Source organism: Myxococcota bacterium (assembly GCA_035498015.1).
Taxonomy (GTDB): Bacteria; Myxococcota_A; UBA9160; order SZUA-336; family SZUA-336; genus VGRW01.
In genome coordinates this window covers 15,795-34,647 of sequence record DATKAO010000176.1, presented here as the reverse complement: position 1 = coordinate 34,647, position 18,853 = coordinate 15,795, and the positions used below count along the sequence as shown (strand labels likewise).

The following is an 18,853-nucleotide window of genomic DNA, read 5'->3' as shown; positions in this document are numbered from 1 at the left end:
CTTGAAACACACGTCGGTGTAGTAGCCGCGGCCCGAGGCCCGGGACTGGTCGAACACGACCTCGACGCCCGGGTGCCGACTCAGCCAGGCCTCGCGCGGCGGGTCCGACGCGAGGTCGGTGAGCGCGAAGCGCAGCGGCACGTCGGGCCCGAGCGCGGCGCGAGCGACGCGCGCGTAGAAGTCGAGGTGTGTGGCGAGCGCGGTGCCGTGGAAGGGTGCGCCGCGCGAGTCACGGCCCGCGCTGCACAGCGCGAACAGCCGGAAGTGCGCGAGCGACAGCGGCCCCGAGAGCTGCGACGTGCGCAGGTGCCGGTGACTCGCCGCCAGGTGCACGGGCGCAGGCGACTTGCGCCGGCGCGCCGCGCACTCGAGCGCGAGCGCGTTGGTGGCGTCGGACAGCACCTCCACGGAGCGGATCGAGGCCAACACCTTGTCCTGGTGCACCGTGGCCAGCACCGAGCTCGTGCCCAGCGGAGTCACCGGCCCGAGCTCGATCGGCTCGAAGCCGCCGGGCAGCGCCGCGAAGGCCGCCACGTCGAAGCGCGCCAGCGCCTGCGGGTCGGCGGACGACGGGCGCACGAAGCGGTTCCGGGCCCAGTCGGCGACCAGGTCGGCGGGCGTGCGCCCGGCGGCGCGGCGCCGGAACACCTCGAGCAGAAGTGAGTGCAGGTCGGCCTGCTGGATTTCGGTCGCGAGCTTCTCGGCCAACCCGGGCACGCCGAGCTCGCGCTCGACGCGCGCGAGGATCTCGTCCTTCATGCTAGCCGCTCCAGGGCGTGGAACGCGGCACGATGCGCGGCACGTGCTCGCAGTAGCGCCGGTACGAGTCACCGAAGCGGCGCTCGAGGTCGGGCTCTTCGACCAGCGGTATGTACACCAGGTTGAGCGCGGTGAAGGCCAGCGCCCAGGCGCACAGCGGCAGCGAGCGCAGCACCAGCGCCTCGCCCAGCAGCACCGCGATCACGCCCGTGATCATCGGATTGCGCACGTATCTGTAGGGGCCGCGCACCACCAGCACCCGGGGCGGGTCCCAGGGCGCGAGCGTGCCGTCGCCTTCGCCGGCGAAGCGGCGCAGGCAGGCGGCGAAGAGCCCCGCGCCCAGCCCGAGAAACACCAGCCCCGCCGCGACCGAGAGCGACTCGAGGAACGAGTCAGGGAACGCGCCGCCGTCCGTGGGCCAGCGCCGGGTGAGCCAGATCGGCACCAGGATCGTGACGGTCATGGGCAGGACCGCGATCGCGAGCGCGTGACGGATCACTCCAGGCACGTGGAGACGATCCGCCAGCCGGCGAAAGTTCGCCACTCGCGATCCGCGGGTCAGAAGTATCCGCGCATGAGTCTCTCGACCCACTCCGGGACGCGCGCACCGGGGGCCGAGTCGAACTGCGGGAAGTAGGGCTTCAGGTCGAGGATCGGCGTGCCGTCGATCGCATCGAGCCCGCGCACGCGCACGCCCTCGGGAGTCACGCCGACGAGCGGCACGACCGTGATGCCGAGCGGGTTCGGCCGGTCCTTGGCGCGCTGCGCGAAGATGCCGAGCTCCGGCATGTCGGCCTGGCCGCGCGGCCGGCGCACCAGGTGCCGCGCCGGCTCGAACCGGGCGCCGTGCAGCAGCGCCACCACCAGCACGTGCGAGAACTGCTCCAGTCCGCGCAAGCCGGGGCGGAGCTCCGGCTCGATCTCGATCAGAGACTCCACCGCACCCCAGTTCTCGTCGACCTTCTCGTTCGCGGACGAGCGCACCGTGCCGATCGCGCGCAGCTGGAACTCCACGATCAGTCACTCCTCGAGGTGATGGCCGCGGCGCGCTTCTCGCGCCTCCGCTTCTCGTCGTACTCGCGATACGCGGCGATCGTGGCCGTGAGGTCGAGGTCGTACACCGCGAGCTCGAAAGCAGTCATCTTTGACGAGAAGGCCACCCGGTAGGAGCTGCCGCTGGCGGTGCGCTCGAGCCGGTGCACGTCCACCAGCAGACGGCGCAAGGTCACGTGGTCGGTCTCGAGCGAGGGCGCAACGTCTCTCAGCCAGGCCTTCAGACGCGCGTTGATCTCGCGCTCCTCGTAAGTCCGGCCGCTGTCCAGTCCCAGCAGGATGCTCTCGACCAGGATCTCCCGGTCACGGCGCGCGCGCGGGAATGGCCGCGGTCCCGAAGCCGCGCAGATCCTGCACAGCCGCTCGACGAACTCCTCGACGCCGATCATGAGTCAGGTGCTGGTGAGCAGGCGCAGGGTTTCCGCGTACAGCAGCCGTTTGTGCGCCTGCATGACTCCGCGGTTCTTGCCCGCGAGCGGCGCGGCCAGCGCGAGCGACTTCGGCATCAGGTCGACCGCCGGCACGGCGACGTCGACGATGCCGCGCGCCTGCGCCTCGGCTCCGCCGTAGCGCTTGCCGGTGACGATGGCCTCGTGGGCGGTGAGCTTGGGCAGGCGCGCCTGGATCAGCGCCGCCATCGCGGGGTGGAGCGGGAGCCCGAGGTCGATCTCGGGAATGCAGAAGAAGCCGCGGTCGCTGCGCATGACCCGGAAGTCACAGGCCAGCGCGAGCATGGCGCCGCCCGCGAACGCGTGGCCGTTCAGCGCCGCGACCGAGGGGATCGGCGAAGACAGCAGCCGCGCGAAGATGCCGAGCATGCCGCGCAGCACCTCGCCCGCGCGGTCGCGCCCCTCGCCCGACATCCAGGCCAGGTCGAGGCCGTTCGAGAAGAACTTCCCGTCGCCCGTGAGCACCAGCGCGGTCGGCTCCTCGCTGGCCTCGACCTCGTCGAGCGCGCGCGAGAGCTCGCCGATGAACGGCGGGTTGAAACGGTTCTCGCCGCTGCGCATGGCCAGCGTGGCGACACCGTTCTCGCGCTTGAGCTCGATCATTTCTTGTCGAAGTCGAAATCGCGCACGTAGTGACAGGTGTAGCCGCCGGGGTGCTTCTGCAGATAGTCCTGGTGGTACTCCTCGGCGCGCCACCACGGCCCGGCCTGCACGATCTCGGTCACGATCGGCTTGCGCCACTTGCCCGAGGCCTCGACCTCGGCCTTCACCTCTTCGGCGACCTTCTTCTGCTCGTCGTTCTCGTAGAAGATCGCGGAGCGGTACGACGTGCCGACGTCGTTGCCCTGGCGGTTCTTCGTGGTCGGGTCGTGGATGCGGAAGAAGAAGCGCAAGAGCTCGTCGTAAGTGAGTCGCGCCGGGTCGTACACGATCTTCACCGCCTCGGCGTGACCCTCGTGGTGCTCGTAGGTCGCGTTGGGCACGCTGCCGCCGGTGTAGCCGACCTCGACCGAGATCACGCCGTTCAGCTCGCGCAGCAGGTCCTCCACGCCCCAGAAGCAGCCGCCGGCCAGCACCGCCGTCTCGCGCCGGTCGGACGCGGGCCGCACCTTGACCCCCGCCTTCTCGAAGCCGGCGAGATACTGCCCGTAGCCCTCCGCCTGGAGCTTTTCCACCGGAATGAAGCGCAGCGACGCGGAGTTCATGCAGTAGCGCTTGCCGGTCGGCGCCGGGCCGTCGTCGAACACGTGGCCCAGGTGTGAGTCGGCGTGCTTCGAGCGCACCTCGGTGCGCACCGAGAACAGCTTGCGGTCGGTCTTGGTCGTGACGTTCGAGGTCTCGAGCGGCCTCGTGAAGCTCGGCCAGCCGGTGCCCGAGTCGAACTTGTCGAGCGACGAGAACAGCGGCTCGCCCGACACCACGTCCACGTAGATCCCGGGCTGGTGGTTGTTCCAGTACTCGTTGCGGAACGGCGCCTCGGTGCCCTCGCGCTGAGTCACGTCGTACTGCTCGGGGGTCAGCTTCTGCGCCAGCTCCTTGTCGGACGGCTTCTTGTAGTCCACGTAGGGGTCTCCTTTCACGTCGGCGCGCGCGCCTGCCGCGGCCAGCAGGACCAGCGCAGCGATCCAGACGAGCTTCATCGAACGAGGGTACCTGCGCACGGTCGGCGGCTCCAGCTTGTGAAACCATTCGACTCCGCAGGCCTTCGGACGTTACACATCCGGCCGAGGAGGTGGCCATGCCGGGGCGGCTCGAGTTCTTCTTCGACTACACCAGTCCGTTCTCGTATCTCGCGGACACGCAGCTGCCGGGGATCGCGCGCCGCACCGGCGCCGAGATCGCCTACCGGCCCATGTTCCTGGGCGGCGTGATGCACGAGACCGGGAACCAGCCGCCCGCCGCCCTGCCCGCGCGCGCGAGGTACCTGCCGACCGACATCGGGCGTTGGGTGACCCGCTACGGCATCGAGTTCGCGTTCAACCCCCACTTCCCGCTGCAGACGCTGCCCGCCCTGCGCGCGGCGTACGCGGCCCAGGACGCGGGCGTGTTCCCCGCCTACCACTCCGCGCTGTTCCGCGCGGCCTGGGCCAAGCCGCGCAACCTGTCCGACACCGAGGTGCTTCGCAGTGTCATCGCCGAGGCCGGCCTCGACCCCGCCCCTCTGCTCGCGGCGGCCGCGAGCGAGTCGCTGAAGGCGCGCTTGAAGGCCTCCACCGCCGAGGCCGTGGCGCGCGGAGCGTTCGGCGCGCCCACCTTGTTCGTGGGCAGCGAGATGTTCTTCGGCAACGATCGGCTGGAGTTCGTGGAAGAGGCGTTGGCCGCGCTCTAGCCCCCGGCTACGATCCGGCCCCATGAACGAACCCGTCGCACCGCACACGCCGCTCCTCGACTACTACGACGAGGCGAAGGACCCCGCGCGCGTGAAGTTCGTGCGCGAGCTGTTCGACAAGACCGCGCCGCACTACAACACCGTCGAGGCCCTGTTCCTCAACGGCGGTCTCTGGTACCGGCGCTTCTCGCTGGCGCGCGCGGGCCTGCGGCCGGGCATGAAGGTGCTCGACATGGCCACCGGCACGGGCGCGGTGGCGCGCGGCGCCGCAAAGCTCGTCGGGCCCCAGGGCCGCGTGTTCGGCTGCGACCCGAGCCGCGGCATGCTGCGCGAGGCGCGCAAAGTATTTCAGGGGCCGCTCACGCGCGGGATCGCCGAACAGCTCCCGTTCCGCAGCGAGCTCTTCGACTTCGTGACCATGGGCATCGCGCTCCGCCACGTGGCCGACCTGGTGGCGGCGTTCCGCGAGTACCGGCGCATGCTGAAGCCGGGCGGGAAGCTGTGGCTGCTCGAGGGGCACGTGCCCAAGTCGGCGCTGGGCCACCGCGTGACTCGCTTCGTGTGGAAGCAGGTGATTCCCGGCATGACGCTGATCTCGACGCGCAGCCGCGAGGCGAAGCTGCTCATGGACTACTACTGGGACACGGTCGAGAAGTGCGTGCCGCCGGAGACGATCGTGGCGGCGCTGCGCGAGGCGGGCTTCCCGAAGCCCGAGTTCAAGGTCGTGGTCCCGGGCGCGTTCTGCGAGTACACCGCGATCCGCTGACGCCGGCAGTCACTGCTGCGCGAGCACGATTCGCACCTCGCGGTCCTGGCACCGGACCGTCGGGCCGCCCGGCGGGCGATCGAGCATGACGCCCGGCGGGTAGCTCACCTCGAGCGTGGTGTCGTCGATCCAGCGCAGGCGCAGCCCGAGACGGGTACCGTGCGAGCTGACCGAGCCGCCTGCGCAGCGGCCGCCGTCGAAGGACAGCATGACCTGCGTGCTTTCCTGGGCCAGCTCGACCACCTGCGCCTCGGCCCAGCCGGGCGGCGAGGTGACTCGCTGCACGACCGCCGCGTCTGCCGAGTCACGGCAGGCGAGCGGTGTCAGCGCCGCGAGCGCGAGCGCCCGAAGCTTCAGGGGACCAGCACCACGCGCCCGAACGCGGCGCGGCTCTCGATGTAGGCGTGAGCGGCCGCGGCCTCGGCCAACGGGAAGCGGCGGTCGATCACCACTCTGAGCTCGCCCTTGGCCAGGTCCGCCAGGATCCGGTCCAGCATGAGGCGCACGCGCGCAGTGGCGAGCGCGACCTCGGCGCCGAAGAACACGCCGGTGAGTGAGCGGTTGCCCGGCGCGAGCGGCGACGGGTCGATCTTGAGCTCGCCCCGGCTCGAGTTGCCCACGGTGATCGCGCGCCCGCGGTAGCCCAGACACAGCAAGCTGCGCTGCAGGGTGTCGCCGCCGACCGCGTCGACCACCAGGTTCACGCCGCGATTGCCGGTGAGCTTCTGCAGGGCCTCGACGAAGTCGACGTCGCGGTAGGCGATGCCGTGGTCGAGGCCGAATTCCCGGAGTCTCTCGAGCTTGTCCTTCGAGCCGGCGGTCGCGAACACGGTGGCCCCGGCGCGCTTGGCGAGCTGCACGCACGCGAGGCCCACGCCGCTGCCGCCGGCCTGGATCAGCACGCTCTCGCCGCGCGCGAGCCGCCCGAACTCGAACAGACAGTCGTGCGCCGTGCCCCACGCGACCGGCACGCAAGCCGCGTCCTCGAGCGACAGCCCGTCCGGCACGAGCCAGGTCTGCGCCGCCGGCACCGCCGCGCGCTCCGCGTGCGAGCCGTGGAACATGAGCGCAGTGACTCGATCGCCCACGCGCCGGTCACTGACCTGCGCGCCCACCTCGCGCACCACGCCCGCGCAGTTGTAGCCCACGATGTGCGGCCGGGCGGCCAGCAGCCCGCGCGCGCGGTTGCCGGTGTCGCCGCCCTCGATGCCCACGGCCCGCACGTCGATCACGACGCCGTTGGCCGGGCAGACCGGATCGGGCACCTCTTCGTAGCGCAGGACCTCGGGACCGCCGTTCTCGTAGTAGACCGCCGCCTTCATGGCGCCATCTTACTGGCTCCCGGGGGCCAGGTGAAAGTGGCCTGACTCTCCGGCGGGCAGCGCGGGGGCGGATCGCGGCGAGTCAGCGCTTGACGGTGTAGACGATCCGGTCGGGCGTGGGGCGCGTGCTCGAGATCTTCACGGGCGCGCCCGCGATCATGCTGGCGGCGAACGCCACGAAGCCCTGCGCAGTAAAGCGGCACTCGTCGTCGAAGTCTCTCGCGTCGTCGACGATCACGTGGAAGGTCGACGGGTTCTGCGGCTCGTCGACGCTCCAGCGCGTGAAGTTGTAGAGCAGCCCGGAGACCTTGGCGACGAGGTCCGCCACGCGCGCGCCCCAGCTCTTGCCCGCGCCCTCGTCCGAGCCGAGCTGCTTGTAGATGCCCGCCTCCTTGAGTCTCTCGGCCGCGCGCCAGCCGCGGTCGGCGAGATACTGCTCGGTGCGGCCCTTGGCTTCCTTCGCCGCCACCAGCGCGAGCAGCTTGCGGTAGGTCGTGATCGGGTACCACTTCGACGCCAGCACCTTGGAGTCGAACACGTCGATCTCGGCACGCGACAGCGCCGCCTCGAGCTCGTCGCGGCTGACGCGCCCTTCGTCGATCATCCGGTGCAGGTCCTCGTGGACCGAGTTGTACGCCGTGCCTTTGATGGACGGGACGGACATCGTGGCCGACATCGCGCGACCTCCTGTGCACAACGCTTCGGCGAGCTTCGCCCCCGAATTGATGCTTTCGTGGCAGACTGGGCCGGTCGTCCCCAATTTTGGAGGTCCCGCCATGCGTTCTTTCGCCCGCACTCTGGCCCTTGCCGTCTTCGTACTCACGGGCTGCTCGATGATGGGCCCGAAGGAGCCGGTGACGGGCGTCTACTCCGAGAACCAGGTGACTCGCACGTCGACCGTGACCAAGATCGACCTCGACAAACGGCTGGTCACGTTGCGCAACGCCGACGACAAGATCGTCACCGTGAAGTGCGGCCCCGAGGTGAAGAACCTGCCGCAGCTCAAGGTGGGCGATCAGGTCAACGCGACCTACTACGAGTCGATCGCCTACGAAGTGCACAAGCCGGGCGAGATCACCGACATGAGCACGCAGTCGGCCTCGGGCGTGGCGAGCGCGCCTCCGGGCTCGAAGCCGGGCGCCGTGGCGGCGGACATCGTGCGAGTCACCGCCACGATCGTGTCGATCGACAAGTCCACGCCTTCGGTGACGCTGCGAACCGACGACGGACAGGTGCTGGCCGTGAAGGTGCTGCACCCCGAGAAGCTGGACCAGATCTCGGTCGGCGACGTGGCCGAGATCTATCTGTCTCAGGCGATGGCGATCACGGTCGAGCCCGCCAAGAACTAGGACCGACTCAGCCGGCGGGCGAGCTCGGTCGCCCAGTGCCGCGCGGGCTCCGTGCCCGACATGACTGCGGCGCGGGCGAAGGTCCAGAGCCGCACGCGCTCGTGACTCAGCTCGAGCAGGTCCGCGAAGCCGAGGAGCGCGGGGTCGGGGTCGGCGAGCAGGCGTGCGCGCGCGTCGAACAAGAGGTGCTGAGTGGCGTCGTAGGCGGCGTCGCCGACGAACGGCTTGGGGTCGATGGCGAGCCACGGCTCGCGCTGGGCCGCGAGCACGTTGCCGGCGTGAAGGTCGGTGGCCAGCAGCACCGCGCTCGGCGCGTTCCGTGACAGATCCTCGAACAGGCGCAGTCCCTCGTTCGTGAGTCCCGGGTCCGCCCAGCCACTGCGCCGCGCCACGGCCTCGTTGCACCAGCGCTCCGCCATCTCGGCCAGAGGGCGGAACGGCTGCGCCGGAACCGGGGCCTGCCACAATCGCAAAAGGAGGCGCGCGAGCACGGCGTCCTGCTCGACCGGCGGCCGCTCGGAGAGCGGCGTGCCGGGAGACAGGCGCTCGAGCAAGAGCGCCTGGTGCGCGCGGTCAGATTCGAGCAGCCGCACCATGCCCGCACCGTTCCAGGCGCGCAGCCCGTCGGCCTCGTGCTGCGCTTCGAAGTGCGGCAGACCGAGCTTCAGCACCGCGGGCGAGCCATCGGCGCGCTCGGCGGGCGCGACCCACGCGTGGGCCGCCGGGAGAGGCGCGCCGACGCGGAGTGACCAGCGGCGAGTGAGCTCCGACACCACCTGCGGCAGCGCCTCCAGCCAGGCGCTCGCCGCGGCGTTCCGGGCACACGTCTCGCGCAACGCGGGCAGAACATCCATGCGGCCTAGCGTATCGTGCGCTCATGGGGACGGACCTGAGCGGGAAGGTGGTGGTCGTGACCGGGGGCAACTCGGGCATCGGCCTGGGCATGGCCGAGGGCTGTGCGAAGGCGGGCGCCGACGTCGCCGTGTGGAGCCGGCGCGCCGACCGCAACGCCGAAGCGTGCGAGCGGCTGATGAAGCACGGCGTGCGCGCGCGCGGCTTCACCTGCGACGTGGGCGAGGAGGCACAGATTGCCGCGGCAACCCGCGCCACGGTCGCCGAGCTGGGCCGCATCGACGCCTGCGTGGCCTCGGCCGGCGCGCCCGGCTACCAGAAGACACTCGTCGAGACGACGCTCGACGACTGGCGGCGGGTCACGCGCGTGAGCTTCGACGGGCTGTTCCTCACCTTTCGCGAAGTGACCCGGCACATGATCGAGCGCGGCGGCGGCGGGGCGCTGGTGGCGGTGTCGTCCACGTCGGCCATCCACGGCGCGCAGCGCAACCACGCCTACGCGAGCGCGAAGACGGGCGTGCTGGGCCTGGTGCGCGCGCTCGCGGTCGAGCTCGCGCGCCACAAGATCCGGGTGAACGCGATCCTGCCGGGCTGGACCATCACCGAGATGGCCGCGGCCGGCTACGAGAACGAGAAGTTCCGCAGCGTGATCACCGGCCGCACGCCGGTGCGCCGCTGGGCCGAGCCCAGCGAGTTCGAGGCGGTGGGCGCCTACCTGTGCGACCCCTCACTCACCTTCCACACCGGAGACCAGCTGGTGGTCGACGGGGGCTACACGATCTTCTGAGCATGACCCGGCGAAGCCTCACGCTTGCAGCGCTGTCTCTCCTGTGCGCGTGCGCGTCTCCGGAGCCTCCGCTGCGCCTGCACGAGGCCGCGCGACTGGAGCCCGGCACATCCGTCGGGTTCTTCACGTTGGGCCTGGACGCCACGCGCGACCCCGACTTCCAGCCCATCGTGAAGGGGATCTACGTCAGTGAGACGCGCGGCTCTGAAAAGAAGATCCAGGCGCTCGGCGTCGAGGCACCGTACGACAGCACGAACTTGCGCAACGACTCACTGGTGAGCTTCGCGCTGCCACCGGGCGACTACGAGATCGAGAAGTTCGTGGCGACGCACGTCGCGTTCATGAACAACCAGGTCTTCGCGATCCCGCTGCACGTCGAGATCCACCTCGAGCCCGGTGAGGTGCGCTACTTCGGTCACTTCGAGGTCGACCTGGGGCACTGCTTCGCGGTTCCCAACGACGCGGGACGAGGCGAGCCCAAGGCGGATCAGGTGATCGAGCGGCTCGATCGGGCGTCCGTGTTCGTGTCGATCGGACACGTGGGCTGCGCGACCGAGATCCAGGACCGCTACGCGGCGGACCTGTGGCTCGTGAACGGCCGATTCGGCTTGCCCGAGTCGGTGAAGGTGGCCGACGGCACCGTGCCGCACATGACCCGTCCGCCCTGAGACGCCGCATCCCCGAGTCAGGGCTGAGCCGCCCCGCGCCGAGCTCATCGACCGGCCGGTCGACGACGTGCATCCGATCGACGACGAGAGATTCTCGGGCAGACGCTTCGGGCTGCGGCCCCCGGGGTCGGTGCGCGACAACGCGGAGAACATGGTCGAGGTCCGCCTGAAGAGCCGGGCGATCGACCCGATACCCAGGGTGGTGATCGGCGATCGCACCCTCCAGGTGGCTCGACCGCTCGTGTGGTACGAGTACCCGCCGCTCGCCATCTCGTGGGCCCTGCTTCCGCTCGGCGGAGCGCTCGGAGCGCTGCTCGGGATCGCGGCCACGGTCGTGGGCGTCGGCGTCCTGCTGCGCGGAGTCACTCACCGCGGCTGAGCGAGCCGCCGTCGAGCGGAGCCGGGGCCGGACCAGCAAGAGGGCTCGAACCTGCGATAGAGTCGCGCGCCGTGCCCAGCTGGTTCCGCCGCCCGCGCTACCTGGTCCCGATGATCGTCGCTTGTGCGCTGTTCATGGAGAACATGGACGCGACGGTGATCGCCACCGCCTTGCCCACGATCGCGAGAGGCTTCGGCGAAAGTCCGCTCACGCTCAATCTGGCGATCACCTGCTATCTGCTTTCGCTCGGCATCTTCCTGCCGCTGTCGGGCTGGCTGGCTGACCACTTCGGCGCGCGCACGGTGTTCTCGTCGGCGATCGTGGTGTTCACGGCCGGCTCGATCGCGTGTTCGCTCGTCGAGTCATTGCCGCAGCTCGTGCTGGCGCGCGTGCTCCAGGGAATGGGCGGCGCCATGATGGTGCCGGTCGGCCGGCTGGTGGTGCTGCGCACGATTCCGAAGTCCCAGCTCGTCGACGCCATGGCGTATCTCACCGTGCCCGCGTTGATCGGGCCGGTGATCGGACCGCCCCTCGGCGGGCTCATCGTGACCTACTTCTCGTGGCGCTGGATCTTCCTGATCAACATTCCCGTCGGCCTGCTCGGGCTCTTGCTCTCGCTGCGCTTCGTGCCCGACGTGCGCGAGCCGCGCGAGGAGCCGCTCGACGGCCTGGGCTTCGCGATCTCGAGCCTCGGCCTCGCCGGCACGATGTTCGGCTTCGAGAACGTGGGCCGCGGCATCCTCTCGACCCCGACCGTGACCGCGCTGATCACGGGAGGGATCGCATTCCTGGCGCTCTACGGCTGGCACTCCCGGCGAGTCATCGAGCCGATCCTCGACGTCGCGCTCTTGCGCGTGCGCACGTTCCGCACCTCGGTGCTGGGCGGCTTCCTGTTCCGGATCGCGATCGGCGCGCTGCCGTTTCTGACTCCGCTCATGTTGCAGCTGGGTTTCGGCCTCTCGCCGTTGTCTTCGGGGCTGATCACCTTCGCGGGTGCTGCGGGCGCGATCACCATGAAGCTCACCGCCGCGCCGATCCTGCGCACGTTCGGCTTCCGGCGGGTGCTGCTGGTGAACACCGTGGTCTGTGCGATCTCCATCTCGACCTACGGCTTCTTCCAGCCGTCGACGCCGCACGCGCTCATCATCGGGATCCTGCTGATCGGCGGCTTCTTCCGCTCACTGCAGTTCACCAGCCTGAACACGCTGGCCTACGCCGACATCGACCCGCGCCACATGAGTCGCGCGACCACGCTCTCGAGCGTGGGCCAGCAGCTCTCGCTCTCGTTCGGCGTGGGCCTGGGCGCGCTGCTCGTGCACGCCACGCTCGCATTCCACGGCCGCGAACAGCTCGCAGCGACTGACTTTTCGCCGGCCTACTGGACGATCGCAGCGATCAGTCTGACGTCGCTGTTCTACTTCGCGCGCCTGCCGCGCGGCGCCGGCGCGGAGATCAGCGGCAAGCGGGAGGCGGTCGCAGCGGAGTCCGTCGCCGCAGACACCACGCCGCACCCAGCAGAGTGAGTGCGGCGAGACCCGCGGGCTCGGGCAGCTTCAGCACGACCTGCCAGGCGCTGGTGACCGGCACTCCCGTAGGTCCTCCCGGGTAGCCCACGGACACGATGAGCCGCCAGGTGTCGTTCGCTGGGAGCGATTGGGTGACGGAGATCGGGCTGGACAGGTCGATGTGCGCCCCGAGCTGATCCGTGAGGACGGCCTGGACGACGCTGCCGCTCATGGAGCCGGTGAGCGTGAATTGCGACGGCTCCAGCACGTAGAAGCTCACGTCCAAGGTCGAGACGCCGAAGCCGAGTGCCGAGCCGGTTCCCGAGATCTGGTCGAGCGAAATCTCGGAGTCCTGGCCGGCGAAATTCCCGGCCGAGGCGTCGAGCGAGCTGTGGAACTCGCTTGCGCCGGGCGCCGGAGCGTCGACCTCCTGCGAGTTATTCGTGTAACGGGAGTCGTAGGCGATCTGTAGGGTGGCCGCCGGCGACCGATTCGGCAGCAGCAGGACCGCGAGCAGCGCAACGGCAAGAGCTGGATGCGAACGCATGGAGTGACTTCCTCACGAGTCATTCTATCTCAAACGAAGCGCTGTACGAACACCAAATCGAGCCAGCGGTCGAACTTTCGCGCGACCTGGCGAAAGTGGGCCACGCGCTCGAAGCCCAGCTTCTCGTGCAGGCGCAGCGACGGCTCGTTGGCAGCGTCGATCGCACCCAGACACACGTGCTTGTCCAGCTCGCGGGCGCGCGGCAAGAGCGCCTCGAGCAGCGCGCGCCCGACCCCGCTGCGCCGGCGGTCGGCGCGCACGTGCACGGAGTGCTCCACGGTCGTGGCGTAGCCGGGCCACGCCCGCCAGTCACCGAACGACGCGAAGCCCCACACCTCGGCGCCCTCGGCTGCGACCAGCACCGGTCAGCCCTGGGCGCGCCGTGACTCGAACCACTCGCTGCGCTCTTCCAGCCTGGCCGGCACGCCGCTGTAGATCGCAGTCGAGCTCGCGATCACCTGGTTGTGGATCGCGAGGATTCCGGGCAGGTCGATGCGCTCGGCGGGTCGCACGATCATGGGGCAGGCCTCCGCGCCCCAGTCTACTCACTTCCAGGCCTGGCTGGCTGCGCGCGCGGCATCGTTGTCGGGGCGGGCCACGAGGCCCGTCTGACTCAGGCTGACCTGGTAGCGCGCGCCGTCGGCCATGGGCAGGTAGGTCGCGCTGCCGTAGAAGCCGTCGACCCAGGGGATCCAACCGGCGTGCGTCTGCGCGAAGGACCAGAAGTCGAGCCACGACTCGCGATGCAGCGGGTACACGCTGTGCGGCGCCGTGCGCTCTTGCTCGATCTCGCGGTAGCGGCCGCTGATGCGCTCCAGGCGGTAGTAGGCGTCCAGGCCGAGCACGTTGGCCAGCCCGTGCCACTTCAGCACGCGCGCGTCGACCATCCACTCGTCGCCCGCGAGCTCGAAGCGCTGTGTCTCGGCCCGATCCGCGCGGATCACCGCCGCCGTGAAGCGCTGGGGCGCGAGCGCCTGGAACTCGATCGAGAGCACCGGCTGTTCGTAGGTGAGTCGCGAGTAGGTGCGCAGGTTGAGCGCCACCACGAGCGCCAGCGCGCCGGCCGCCAGGGCGGTCACCACCAGGACGGCCAGAATCGCGCGCAGCGCCTTGCCCATGTGCCTCCATCGTCCCGGGCCCGGGGAATGTTGCACCCCCTGCGCCGCAAGCGACATGCGCGCCAGGTATGATCGCAGCGCACCTTTGGGGAGGACGCGATGCGCTTCGGGATCTTCTACGAGCACCAGCTCCCGCGCCCGTGGGGGCGCGACGACGAGTACCACCTGTTGCAGAACGCGCTCGAGCAGGTCGAGCTGGCCGACCGGCTGGGCATCGAGTACGTGTGGGAGGTCGAGCACCACTTCCTCGAGGAGTACTCGCACTCGAGCGCGCCCGAGGTGTTCCTCGCCGCGGCGAGTCAGCGCACGCGCAACATCCGGCTGGGCCACGGCATCATCCAGACCTCGCCGCTCTACAATCACCCCGCGCGCACGGCGGAGCGGGTGGCCACGCTCGACCTGGTATCGGGCGGGCGCGTAGAGTTCGGCTCGGGTGAGTCGGCGACCACCGGCGAGATGGGCGGCTTCAACGTCGATCCGTTCCTGAAGCGCGATCAGTGGCGCGAGGGGCTCGAGGTCGCGGTTCGCTGTCTCACCGAGACGCCGTTCGGCGGCGTCGACGGACGCTGGGTCAAGATGCCGCCGCGCAACGTGGTGCCCAAGCCGCGCCAGCGGCCGCACCCGCCGCTATGGGTGGCGTGCTCGCGGCGAGACACGATCATGCTGGCCGCCGAGCTGGGGCTGGGCGCGCTCACCTTCGCGTTCATCGATCCGGAGGAAGCGCGGGGCTGGACCGAGGCGCACGAGCGCCGGCTCGCGAAGTGCGTGCCGATCGGCGAACGGGTCAACACCGACGTCGCGTGCGTGACTCCCATGATGGTGCACCGCGACGAGCGCGAGGCGATTCGCCGCGGCCTCGAGGGCGGGAACTTCTTCGGCTACTCACTCGCGTTCTACGCTGCGTTCGGCAATCACGTGCCGGGCACGACCGACCTGTGGCAGGACTTCCAGGCCAAGCGCCACGAGCGCGGCTTCAACTCCGAGCTCGCGATCACCGAGCGCCAGGAGCTCGGCGCCAAGGTCGCACAGGGCGAGACCACGGCGCTGCGCGGCGCGGTCGGCACGCCCGACCAGCTGCGCGGCTACCTGCGCCGCTTCGAGGCCGCGGGCGTGGATCAGCTGATCTTCGTGCTGCAGGCGGGCAAGAACCGCCACGAGCACATCATGGAGGCGATCGAGCTGTTCGGGCGCGAAATACTCCCGGAGTTCAAGGAGCGCGACGAGAAGCAGCGCGCCGCCAAGGCCTCGCGCCTGGCGCCCTTGGTCGACGCCGCGCTCGCGCGCAAGGAACGCAAGACGCCGAGCATGCCCGAAGGCTACAACGTGCCCGCGGTGATGAAGGAGCTGGTGAAGGCCGCGGGCGGCGACGCGTTGCTCGAGAAGATCGCGGAGGAGGCGGCCGTGGGCGGTGACTCGCTCCGCAGCCTCGCGCCGCGCGAGGTGCCGCCGTCGGAGTGAGTCGCCGGGACCTGTGGATCGCCCTCGGGCTCGCGGCGCTCACCGCCGTCGCGTTCGAGGGCGTCGCGCGTTGCGGCTTCGTCGCCTTCGACGACGAGCAGTACGTGACCCACAACCCCATGGTGCTGGCCGGGCTGTCCTGGCGCGGGCTGGCCTGGGCGGCGACGACCTTCTGGGCCAGCAACTGGCATCCGCTCACCTGGCTCTCGCACATGCTCGACGTGTCGCTCTTCGGCACGACCGCCGCGGGTCACCACGCGACGAGCCTCTCGTTTCACCTGGCGAGCGCGGCCTTGTTCTTCGTCGCGCTCGCGCGCGCGACCGGCGAGCGCTGGACGGCGGCGCTCGCCGCGGGGCTGTTCGCGCTGCACCCGCTGCGCGTCGAGTCGGTGGTGTGGATCGCGGAACGCAAGGACGTGCTGTGTACGTTCTTCTATCTGCTCGCGCTGACTCTGTACGGGCGCGGCGCGCGGGGCTGGTCACTCGGCGCGTTCGTGCTGGCGCTCCTGGCCAAGCCGATGGCCGTGACCCTGCCGCTCGCGCTCTTCGTGGTCGACTTCTGGCCGCTGCGCCGCGCGCCCGCTGCGCGCCTCCTGCGCGAGAAGCTGCCGTTCGCGCTGCTGGCCGCCGCGTCCTGTGCCATCACGCTCTTTGCGCAGCTCACGATGGGTGCGAGCGAGGCCTGGATGCGGCCGCCGTTCTGGGCGCGGCTCGCGTTCGTGCCGGTCGAGTACCTCGAGTATCTCGAGCTGTCGTTCTGGCCCTCGGGGCTGGCCGTGCTCTACCCGGCACCCGGCACGGCGCTCGGGCTGGGCGAGGTCGTGCTCGCGCTGGCGGTGACCGCCGGTGTGACCGCGCTGGCCGTGCGCGAACGCGCGCGCCGGCCCTGGCTCCTGGCCGGCTGGGCGTGGTTCGGAGTCACTCTCCTGCCCGTGCTCGGCATCGTGCACGTGGGCTTCCAGGGCGTCGCCGACCGCTACTCGTACGTCCCGTCGCTCGGCCTGTGCAGCGCGCTGGCGTTCGCGGCGCGCGAAGCCGCCGACCGGCTGCGCGCTCCCACCGCTCTTCGGGCGGCCGCCGCTGCGCTCGTGCTCGGCACGCTCGGCCTCGCCACGCACCGCCAGGTCGCGTATTGGCGCGACGGCATGACGCTCTACGAGCGCGCGCTTCTGGTGACCCGCGACAACTTCGTGATCCACGAGTTCTACGCCAACGAGCTGGCCGACCTGGGCCGGCGCCCCGAGGCCTACGCGCACTACCGCGAGTCACTGCGCATCCGGCCCGATTTCCCCCATGGTCACTACGCGCTCGGGGTCATGTACGAGGAGGAAGGCCGCGACGCCGAAGCCATGGCCGAGTACCGCGAGGCGCTGCGCAGCAACCCCGACTTCGTGTCCGCCAACTTCAACCTGGCGAACCTGCTCGGCCAGGCGGGCCAGCTCGACGAGGCCGTGAGCCGCTACCGGCGCGTGCTCGAGCTCGAGCCCGGTCACCGCGGCGCGCAGAGAGGCCTGGCACTGGCCGAAAGCCTGCAGAAGGGGCCCGGCCGCTAGCGGCTCAGAATTCGAACGCGCGCGTCGCGCTGACTTCGCCCAGGAGCTCCACCGGGCTGTGTTTGTCGATGTGGCCGATCAGGCCACGGTAGACGCCGTAGCCGACCAGCTCGCGCAGGCGCGGCGCGAAGCGGCGCGCGGTCTCGACCGGAATGCCCAGCTGCTGGTTCTCCTGCTGGCGGATCCAGCCGGCGCAGTAATTCATGGCGATGCCCACGCGCACGGCGGAGCTGCGGTTCGCACCGCCGCCGTGCCAGAGGCTGCCGTGCCAGACCAGCACGCTGCCGCGCCGCATCTCGGCGGGGATCGAGTCGTGCTGCGAGCCGTAGACCGGGCTCGCGTCGCGCAGGTGCGAGCCGGGGATGATGCGCGTGGCGCCGTTCTCCTCGGTGAAGTCGGTGAGCGCCCACATCGAGTTGCACACCGTGGCCACGTGCGGCTTGGCCAGCGGCAGGAGCTGGTCGTCGGCGTGGATCGGCTGCGCGACCTCGCCCGGATGGATGGCGATGGAGGAGAGCGACGACACGAGACAGCCCGAGTCGAGCACGCCCTCGACCACCGGCAACACCGCCGGGTGTACGGGGATGGCCTCGAAGCGCGGCCCGTGGGCGAGCAGGTTGTACACGCGCTTGGTGCGGCGGCCCTCGAAGGTGTTCTCCGCGAAGCCGATGCCGAGCTCGCGCTCGAGCCGCGCCAGCTCTTCGAGCAGCGCGTCGGCCTCGGCCGTGGAGAAGGCGTTCTCCACGATCGTGTAGCCGTCGGTCTCGAGCCGCTTCCAGTGAGTCGCCAGCGCTTCGGATTCCATGGCCGCGGTATGATACGCCGCGCGGAGGGTCGGGTCTCGGGCAAGAGCGGCGAGCGGCGGCATGGAGGCTTCAAGCGGCGTCGCCCGCCCGTCGGCGCCGCGCCGGGCGCGCTCGTCTTTCCGCCGGGCAGCACGCGGCTCAACGTGATCCGCTACGACAAGACCCAGCTCGTCGAACGCAAAGACGTGCCGCTCGACGAGCTGCCCGGGCTGATCGCGCCCGGCCAGGTGACCTGGCTCGAGGTCGAGGGCCTGGGCAACGAGGACGCGCTGCGGCGCATCGCCGAGCTCGTGCGCATCCACCCGCTCGCGCTGGCCGACATCGTGAACGTGGGCCAACGGCCCAAGGCCGAGGCCTACACCGAGTTCGAGCTCGTGGTGTGTCGCGCGCCGTGCCCCCGCTCGCCGCTCGAGTTCGACCTGGAGCAGGTGAGTCTGGTGCTCGCGAGCGACGTGGTGGTGACTTTCCACGAGGGCGAGCGCGACGTGTTCGAGCCCGTGCGCGAGCGCATCCGCCGCGGCGGCGTGGTGCGCACGCTGGGCACCGACTACCTGCTGTACGCGCTGGTCGACGTGTTGATCGACGGCTACTACCCGGCGATCGAGGCGCTGGGCGACAAGCTCGAGTCACTCGAGGAGCGCGTCTCGGCCCGGCCCACGCGCGCGATCCTGCGCGAGATCCACCACGTGCGCCACGAGCTCTTGAACTTCGTGCGCGTGGTGCACCAGCAGCGCGACGCCGTGGGTGCGATGATGCGCGCCGACCACCCGCTGGTCGGCCCCGACGTGAGCCTGTACCTGCGCGACTCACTCGACCACGCGCTGCAGATCAGCGACGTGCTCGACTCGTTCCACGAGATCTCGCTGGGCCTGATGGAGGTCTACCACTCGAGTCTCTCGCAGCGCACCAACGAGATCATCAAGGTGCTCACGATCCTGTCCAGCATCTTCATCCCGCTCACGTTCATCGTGGGCATCTACGGCATGAACTTCGAATACATGCCGGAGCTGCACTGGAAGTACGGCTACCTGCTGGCCTGGGGCATCATGGCCGCGGTCGCGATCGGGCTGCTCGCCTACTTCCGGAGCGCCGGCTGGCTGGGGAACGGCGACCGCGAGTGAGGCGTATCCTCGGAGCCGGCTCGCGCGACAAC

General features: G+C 70.2%; 25 protein-coding genes. 10 read left to right on the top strand and 15 right to left on the bottom strand.

The annotated features are described in order from the left end of the window. From VMR86_15665 to VMR86_15640, 6 genes are all read right to left on the bottom strand, one after another. The coding region (locus VMR86_15665) for a hypothetical protein (GenBank protein HTO08484.1) at positions 1-759 on the bottom strand (759 nt) is incomplete at its 3' end. A 1-nt stretch (position 760) separates the two neighbouring features. Beyond that, entirely contained in the window at positions 761-1,267 is a 507-nt protein-coding gene (locus VMR86_15660; protein ID HTO08483.1) for an isoprenylcysteine carboxylmethyltransferase family protein, read from the bottom strand. A gap of 50 nt (positions 1,268-1,317) precedes the next feature. After that, positions 1,318-1,773, bottom strand: coding sequence for a tRNA (N6-threonylcarbamoyladenosine(37)-N6)-methyltransferase TrmO (tsaA, locus tag VMR86_15655; protein ID HTO08482.1), 456 nt, complete (start codon positions 1,771-1,773; stop codon positions 1,318-1,320). Positions 1,774-1,775: 2 nt separating this feature from the next. Continuing rightward, positions 1,776-2,201 (bottom strand): DUF2087 domain-containing protein, encoded by a 426-nt coding sequence (locus tag VMR86_15650; protein HTO08481.1) that lies wholly within the window; start codon positions 2,199-2,201, stop codon positions 1,776-1,778. Positions 2,202-2,204: 3 nt separating this feature from the next. Beyond that, on the bottom strand, positions 2,205-2,864 hold the full coding sequence (locus VMR86_15645; protein ID HTO08480.1) for an enoyl-CoA hydratase/isomerase family protein: 660 nt from the start codon (positions 2,862-2,864) through the stop codon (positions 2,205-2,207). Next, positions 2,861-3,901 carry a bifunctional methionine sulfoxide reductase B/A protein gene (locus tag VMR86_15640; protein ID HTO08479.1) on the bottom strand — a complete coding sequence of 347 codons (1,041 nt, stop codon included), beginning with the start codon at positions 3,899-3,901 and terminating at the stop codon, positions 2,861-2,863. Before VMR86_15640 ends, VMR86_15645 begins: the two co-directional genes overlap by 4 nt. A gap of 98 nt (positions 3,902-3,999) precedes the next feature. Here VMR86_15640 and VMR86_15635 point away from each other — a divergent pair, with 98 nt between their 5' ends. Together VMR86_15635 and VMR86_15630 are read left to right on the top strand one after the other, a co-directional pair. Then, positions 4,000-4,590: a 2-hydroxychromene-2-carboxylate isomerase gene (locus VMR86_15635; protein HTO08478.1), complete on the top strand. Its 591-nt coding sequence runs from the start codon at positions 4,000-4,002 to the stop codon at positions 4,588-4,590. Positions 4,591-4,612: 22 nt separating this feature from the next. Next, positions 4,613-5,356, top strand: coding sequence for a class I SAM-dependent methyltransferase (locus VMR86_15630; GenBank protein ID HTO08477.1), 744 nt, complete (start codon positions 4,613-4,615; stop codon positions 5,354-5,356). Between the two features lie 9 nt (positions 5,357-5,365). On the opposite strand, the gene VMR86_15625 is transcribed toward VMR86_15630, so the two are convergent. The 3 genes from VMR86_15625 to VMR86_15615 form a co-directional block, all read right to left on the bottom strand. After that, positions 5,366-5,641 (bottom strand): hypothetical protein, encoded by a 276-nt coding sequence (locus VMR86_15625; protein HTO08476.1) that lies wholly within the window; start codon positions 5,639-5,641, stop codon positions 5,366-5,368. Positions 5,642-5,709: 68 nt separating this feature from the next. Further along, positions 5,710-6,678, bottom strand: coding sequence for a zinc-binding dehydrogenase (locus VMR86_15620; protein ID HTO08475.1), 969 nt, complete (start codon positions 6,676-6,678; stop codon positions 5,710-5,712). An 82-nt stretch (positions 6,679-6,760) separates the two neighbouring features. Then, positions 6,761-7,354, bottom strand: a complete 594-nt coding sequence (locus tag VMR86_15615; GenBank protein HTO08474.1) for a hypothetical protein — start codon at positions 7,352-7,354, stop codon at positions 6,761-6,763. A 100-nt stretch (positions 7,355-7,454) separates the two neighbouring features. Here VMR86_15615 and VMR86_15610 point away from each other — a divergent pair, with 100 nt between their 5' ends. Further along, on the top strand, positions 7,455-8,027 hold the full coding sequence (locus VMR86_15610; GenBank protein ID HTO08473.1) for a hypothetical protein: 573 nt from the start codon (positions 7,455-7,457) through the stop codon (positions 8,025-8,027). Here the strand turns inward: VMR86_15610 and VMR86_15605 are convergent. After that, positions 8,024-8,881, bottom strand: a complete 858-nt coding sequence (locus VMR86_15605; GenBank protein HTO08472.1) for an aminoglycoside phosphotransferase family protein — start codon at positions 8,879-8,881, stop codon at positions 8,024-8,026. The two genes, VMR86_15610 and VMR86_15605, sit on opposite strands and share 4 nt — an antisense overlap. 23 nt (positions 8,882-8,904) lie before the next feature. On the opposite strand from VMR86_15605, the gene VMR86_15600 reads away from it, so the two are divergent. The 4 genes from VMR86_15600 (at position 8,905) to VMR86_15585 (ending at position 12,236) form a co-directional block, all read left to right on the top strand. Next, positions 8,905-9,666, top strand: coding sequence for an SDR family oxidoreductase (locus tag VMR86_15600; protein ID HTO08471.1), 762 nt, complete (start codon positions 8,905-8,907; stop codon positions 9,664-9,666). 2 nt (positions 9,667-9,668) lie between these two features. Continuing rightward, complete coding sequence (locus tag VMR86_15595) at positions 9,669-10,334, top strand: hypothetical protein (GenBank protein ID HTO08470.1); 666 nt, start codon at positions 9,669-9,671, stop codon at positions 10,332-10,334. Between the two features lie 67 nt (positions 10,335-10,401). Further along, positions 10,402-10,713 carry a hypothetical protein gene (locus VMR86_15590; GenBank protein ID HTO08469.1) on the top strand — a complete coding sequence of 104 codons (312 nt, stop codon included), beginning with the start codon at positions 10,402-10,404 and terminating at the stop codon, positions 10,711-10,713. Positions 10,714-10,784: 71 nt separating this feature from the next. Then, positions 10,785-12,236 (top strand): DHA2 family efflux MFS transporter permease subunit, encoded by a 1,452-nt coding sequence (locus VMR86_15585; protein HTO08468.1) that lies wholly within the window; start codon positions 10,785-10,787, stop codon positions 12,234-12,236. On the opposite strand, the gene VMR86_15580 is transcribed toward VMR86_15585, so the two are convergent. The 4 genes from VMR86_15580 to VMR86_15565 are packed head-to-tail and all read right to left on the bottom strand — an operon-like array spanning position 12,166 to position 13,883. Next, positions 12,166-12,765 (bottom strand): hypothetical protein, encoded by a 600-nt coding sequence (locus tag VMR86_15580; protein HTO08467.1) that lies wholly within the window; start codon positions 12,763-12,765, stop codon positions 12,166-12,168. The genes VMR86_15585 and VMR86_15580 overlap by 71 nt on opposite strands. Positions 12,766-12,794: 29 nt before the next feature. Next, positions 12,795-13,127: a GNAT family N-acetyltransferase gene (locus tag VMR86_15575; protein HTO08466.1), complete on the bottom strand. Its 333-nt coding sequence runs from the start codon at positions 13,125-13,127 to the stop codon at positions 12,795-12,797. Positions 13,128-13,130: 3 nt separating this feature from the next. Then, positions 13,131-13,283 carry a hypothetical protein gene (locus VMR86_15570; protein ID HTO08465.1) on the bottom strand — a complete coding sequence of 51 codons (153 nt, stop codon included), beginning with the start codon at positions 13,281-13,283 and terminating at the stop codon, positions 13,131-13,133. A 27-nt stretch (positions 13,284-13,310) separates the two neighbouring features. Then, positions 13,311-13,883 (bottom strand): cation/multidrug efflux pump, encoded by a 573-nt coding sequence (locus VMR86_15565; GenBank protein HTO08464.1) that lies wholly within the window; start codon positions 13,881-13,883, stop codon positions 13,311-13,313. 99 nt (positions 13,884-13,982) lie between these two features. Between VMR86_15565 and VMR86_15560 the strand changes: the two genes are divergently transcribed. Continuing rightward, on the top strand, positions 13,983-15,341 hold the full coding sequence (locus VMR86_15560) for an LLM class flavin-dependent oxidoreductase (GenBank protein HTO08463.1): 1,359 nt from the start codon (positions 13,983-13,985) through the stop codon (positions 15,339-15,341). Beyond that, a complete protein-coding gene (locus VMR86_15555; GenBank protein ID HTO08462.1) occupies positions 15,338-16,894 on the top strand; it encodes a tetratricopeptide repeat protein in 1,557 nt (518 codons plus the stop codon). The genes VMR86_15560 and VMR86_15555 overlap by 4 nt, the downstream gene beginning before the upstream one ends. Positions 16,895-16,898: 4 nt before the next feature. On the opposite strand, the gene VMR86_15550 is transcribed toward VMR86_15555, so the two are convergent. Beyond that, positions 16,899-17,699 (bottom strand): phytanoyl-CoA dioxygenase family protein, encoded by an 801-nt coding sequence (locus VMR86_15550; protein ID HTO08461.1) that lies wholly within the window; start codon positions 17,697-17,699, stop codon positions 16,899-16,901. Positions 17,700-17,708: 9 nt separating this feature from the next. Between VMR86_15550 and corA the strand changes: the two genes are divergently transcribed. After that, positions 17,709-18,821, top strand: coding sequence for a magnesium/cobalt transporter CorA (gene corA, locus VMR86_15545; GenBank protein HTO08460.1), 1,113 nt, complete (start codon positions 17,709-17,711; stop codon positions 18,819-18,821). Positions 18,822-18,853: the final 32 nt, after the last annotated feature.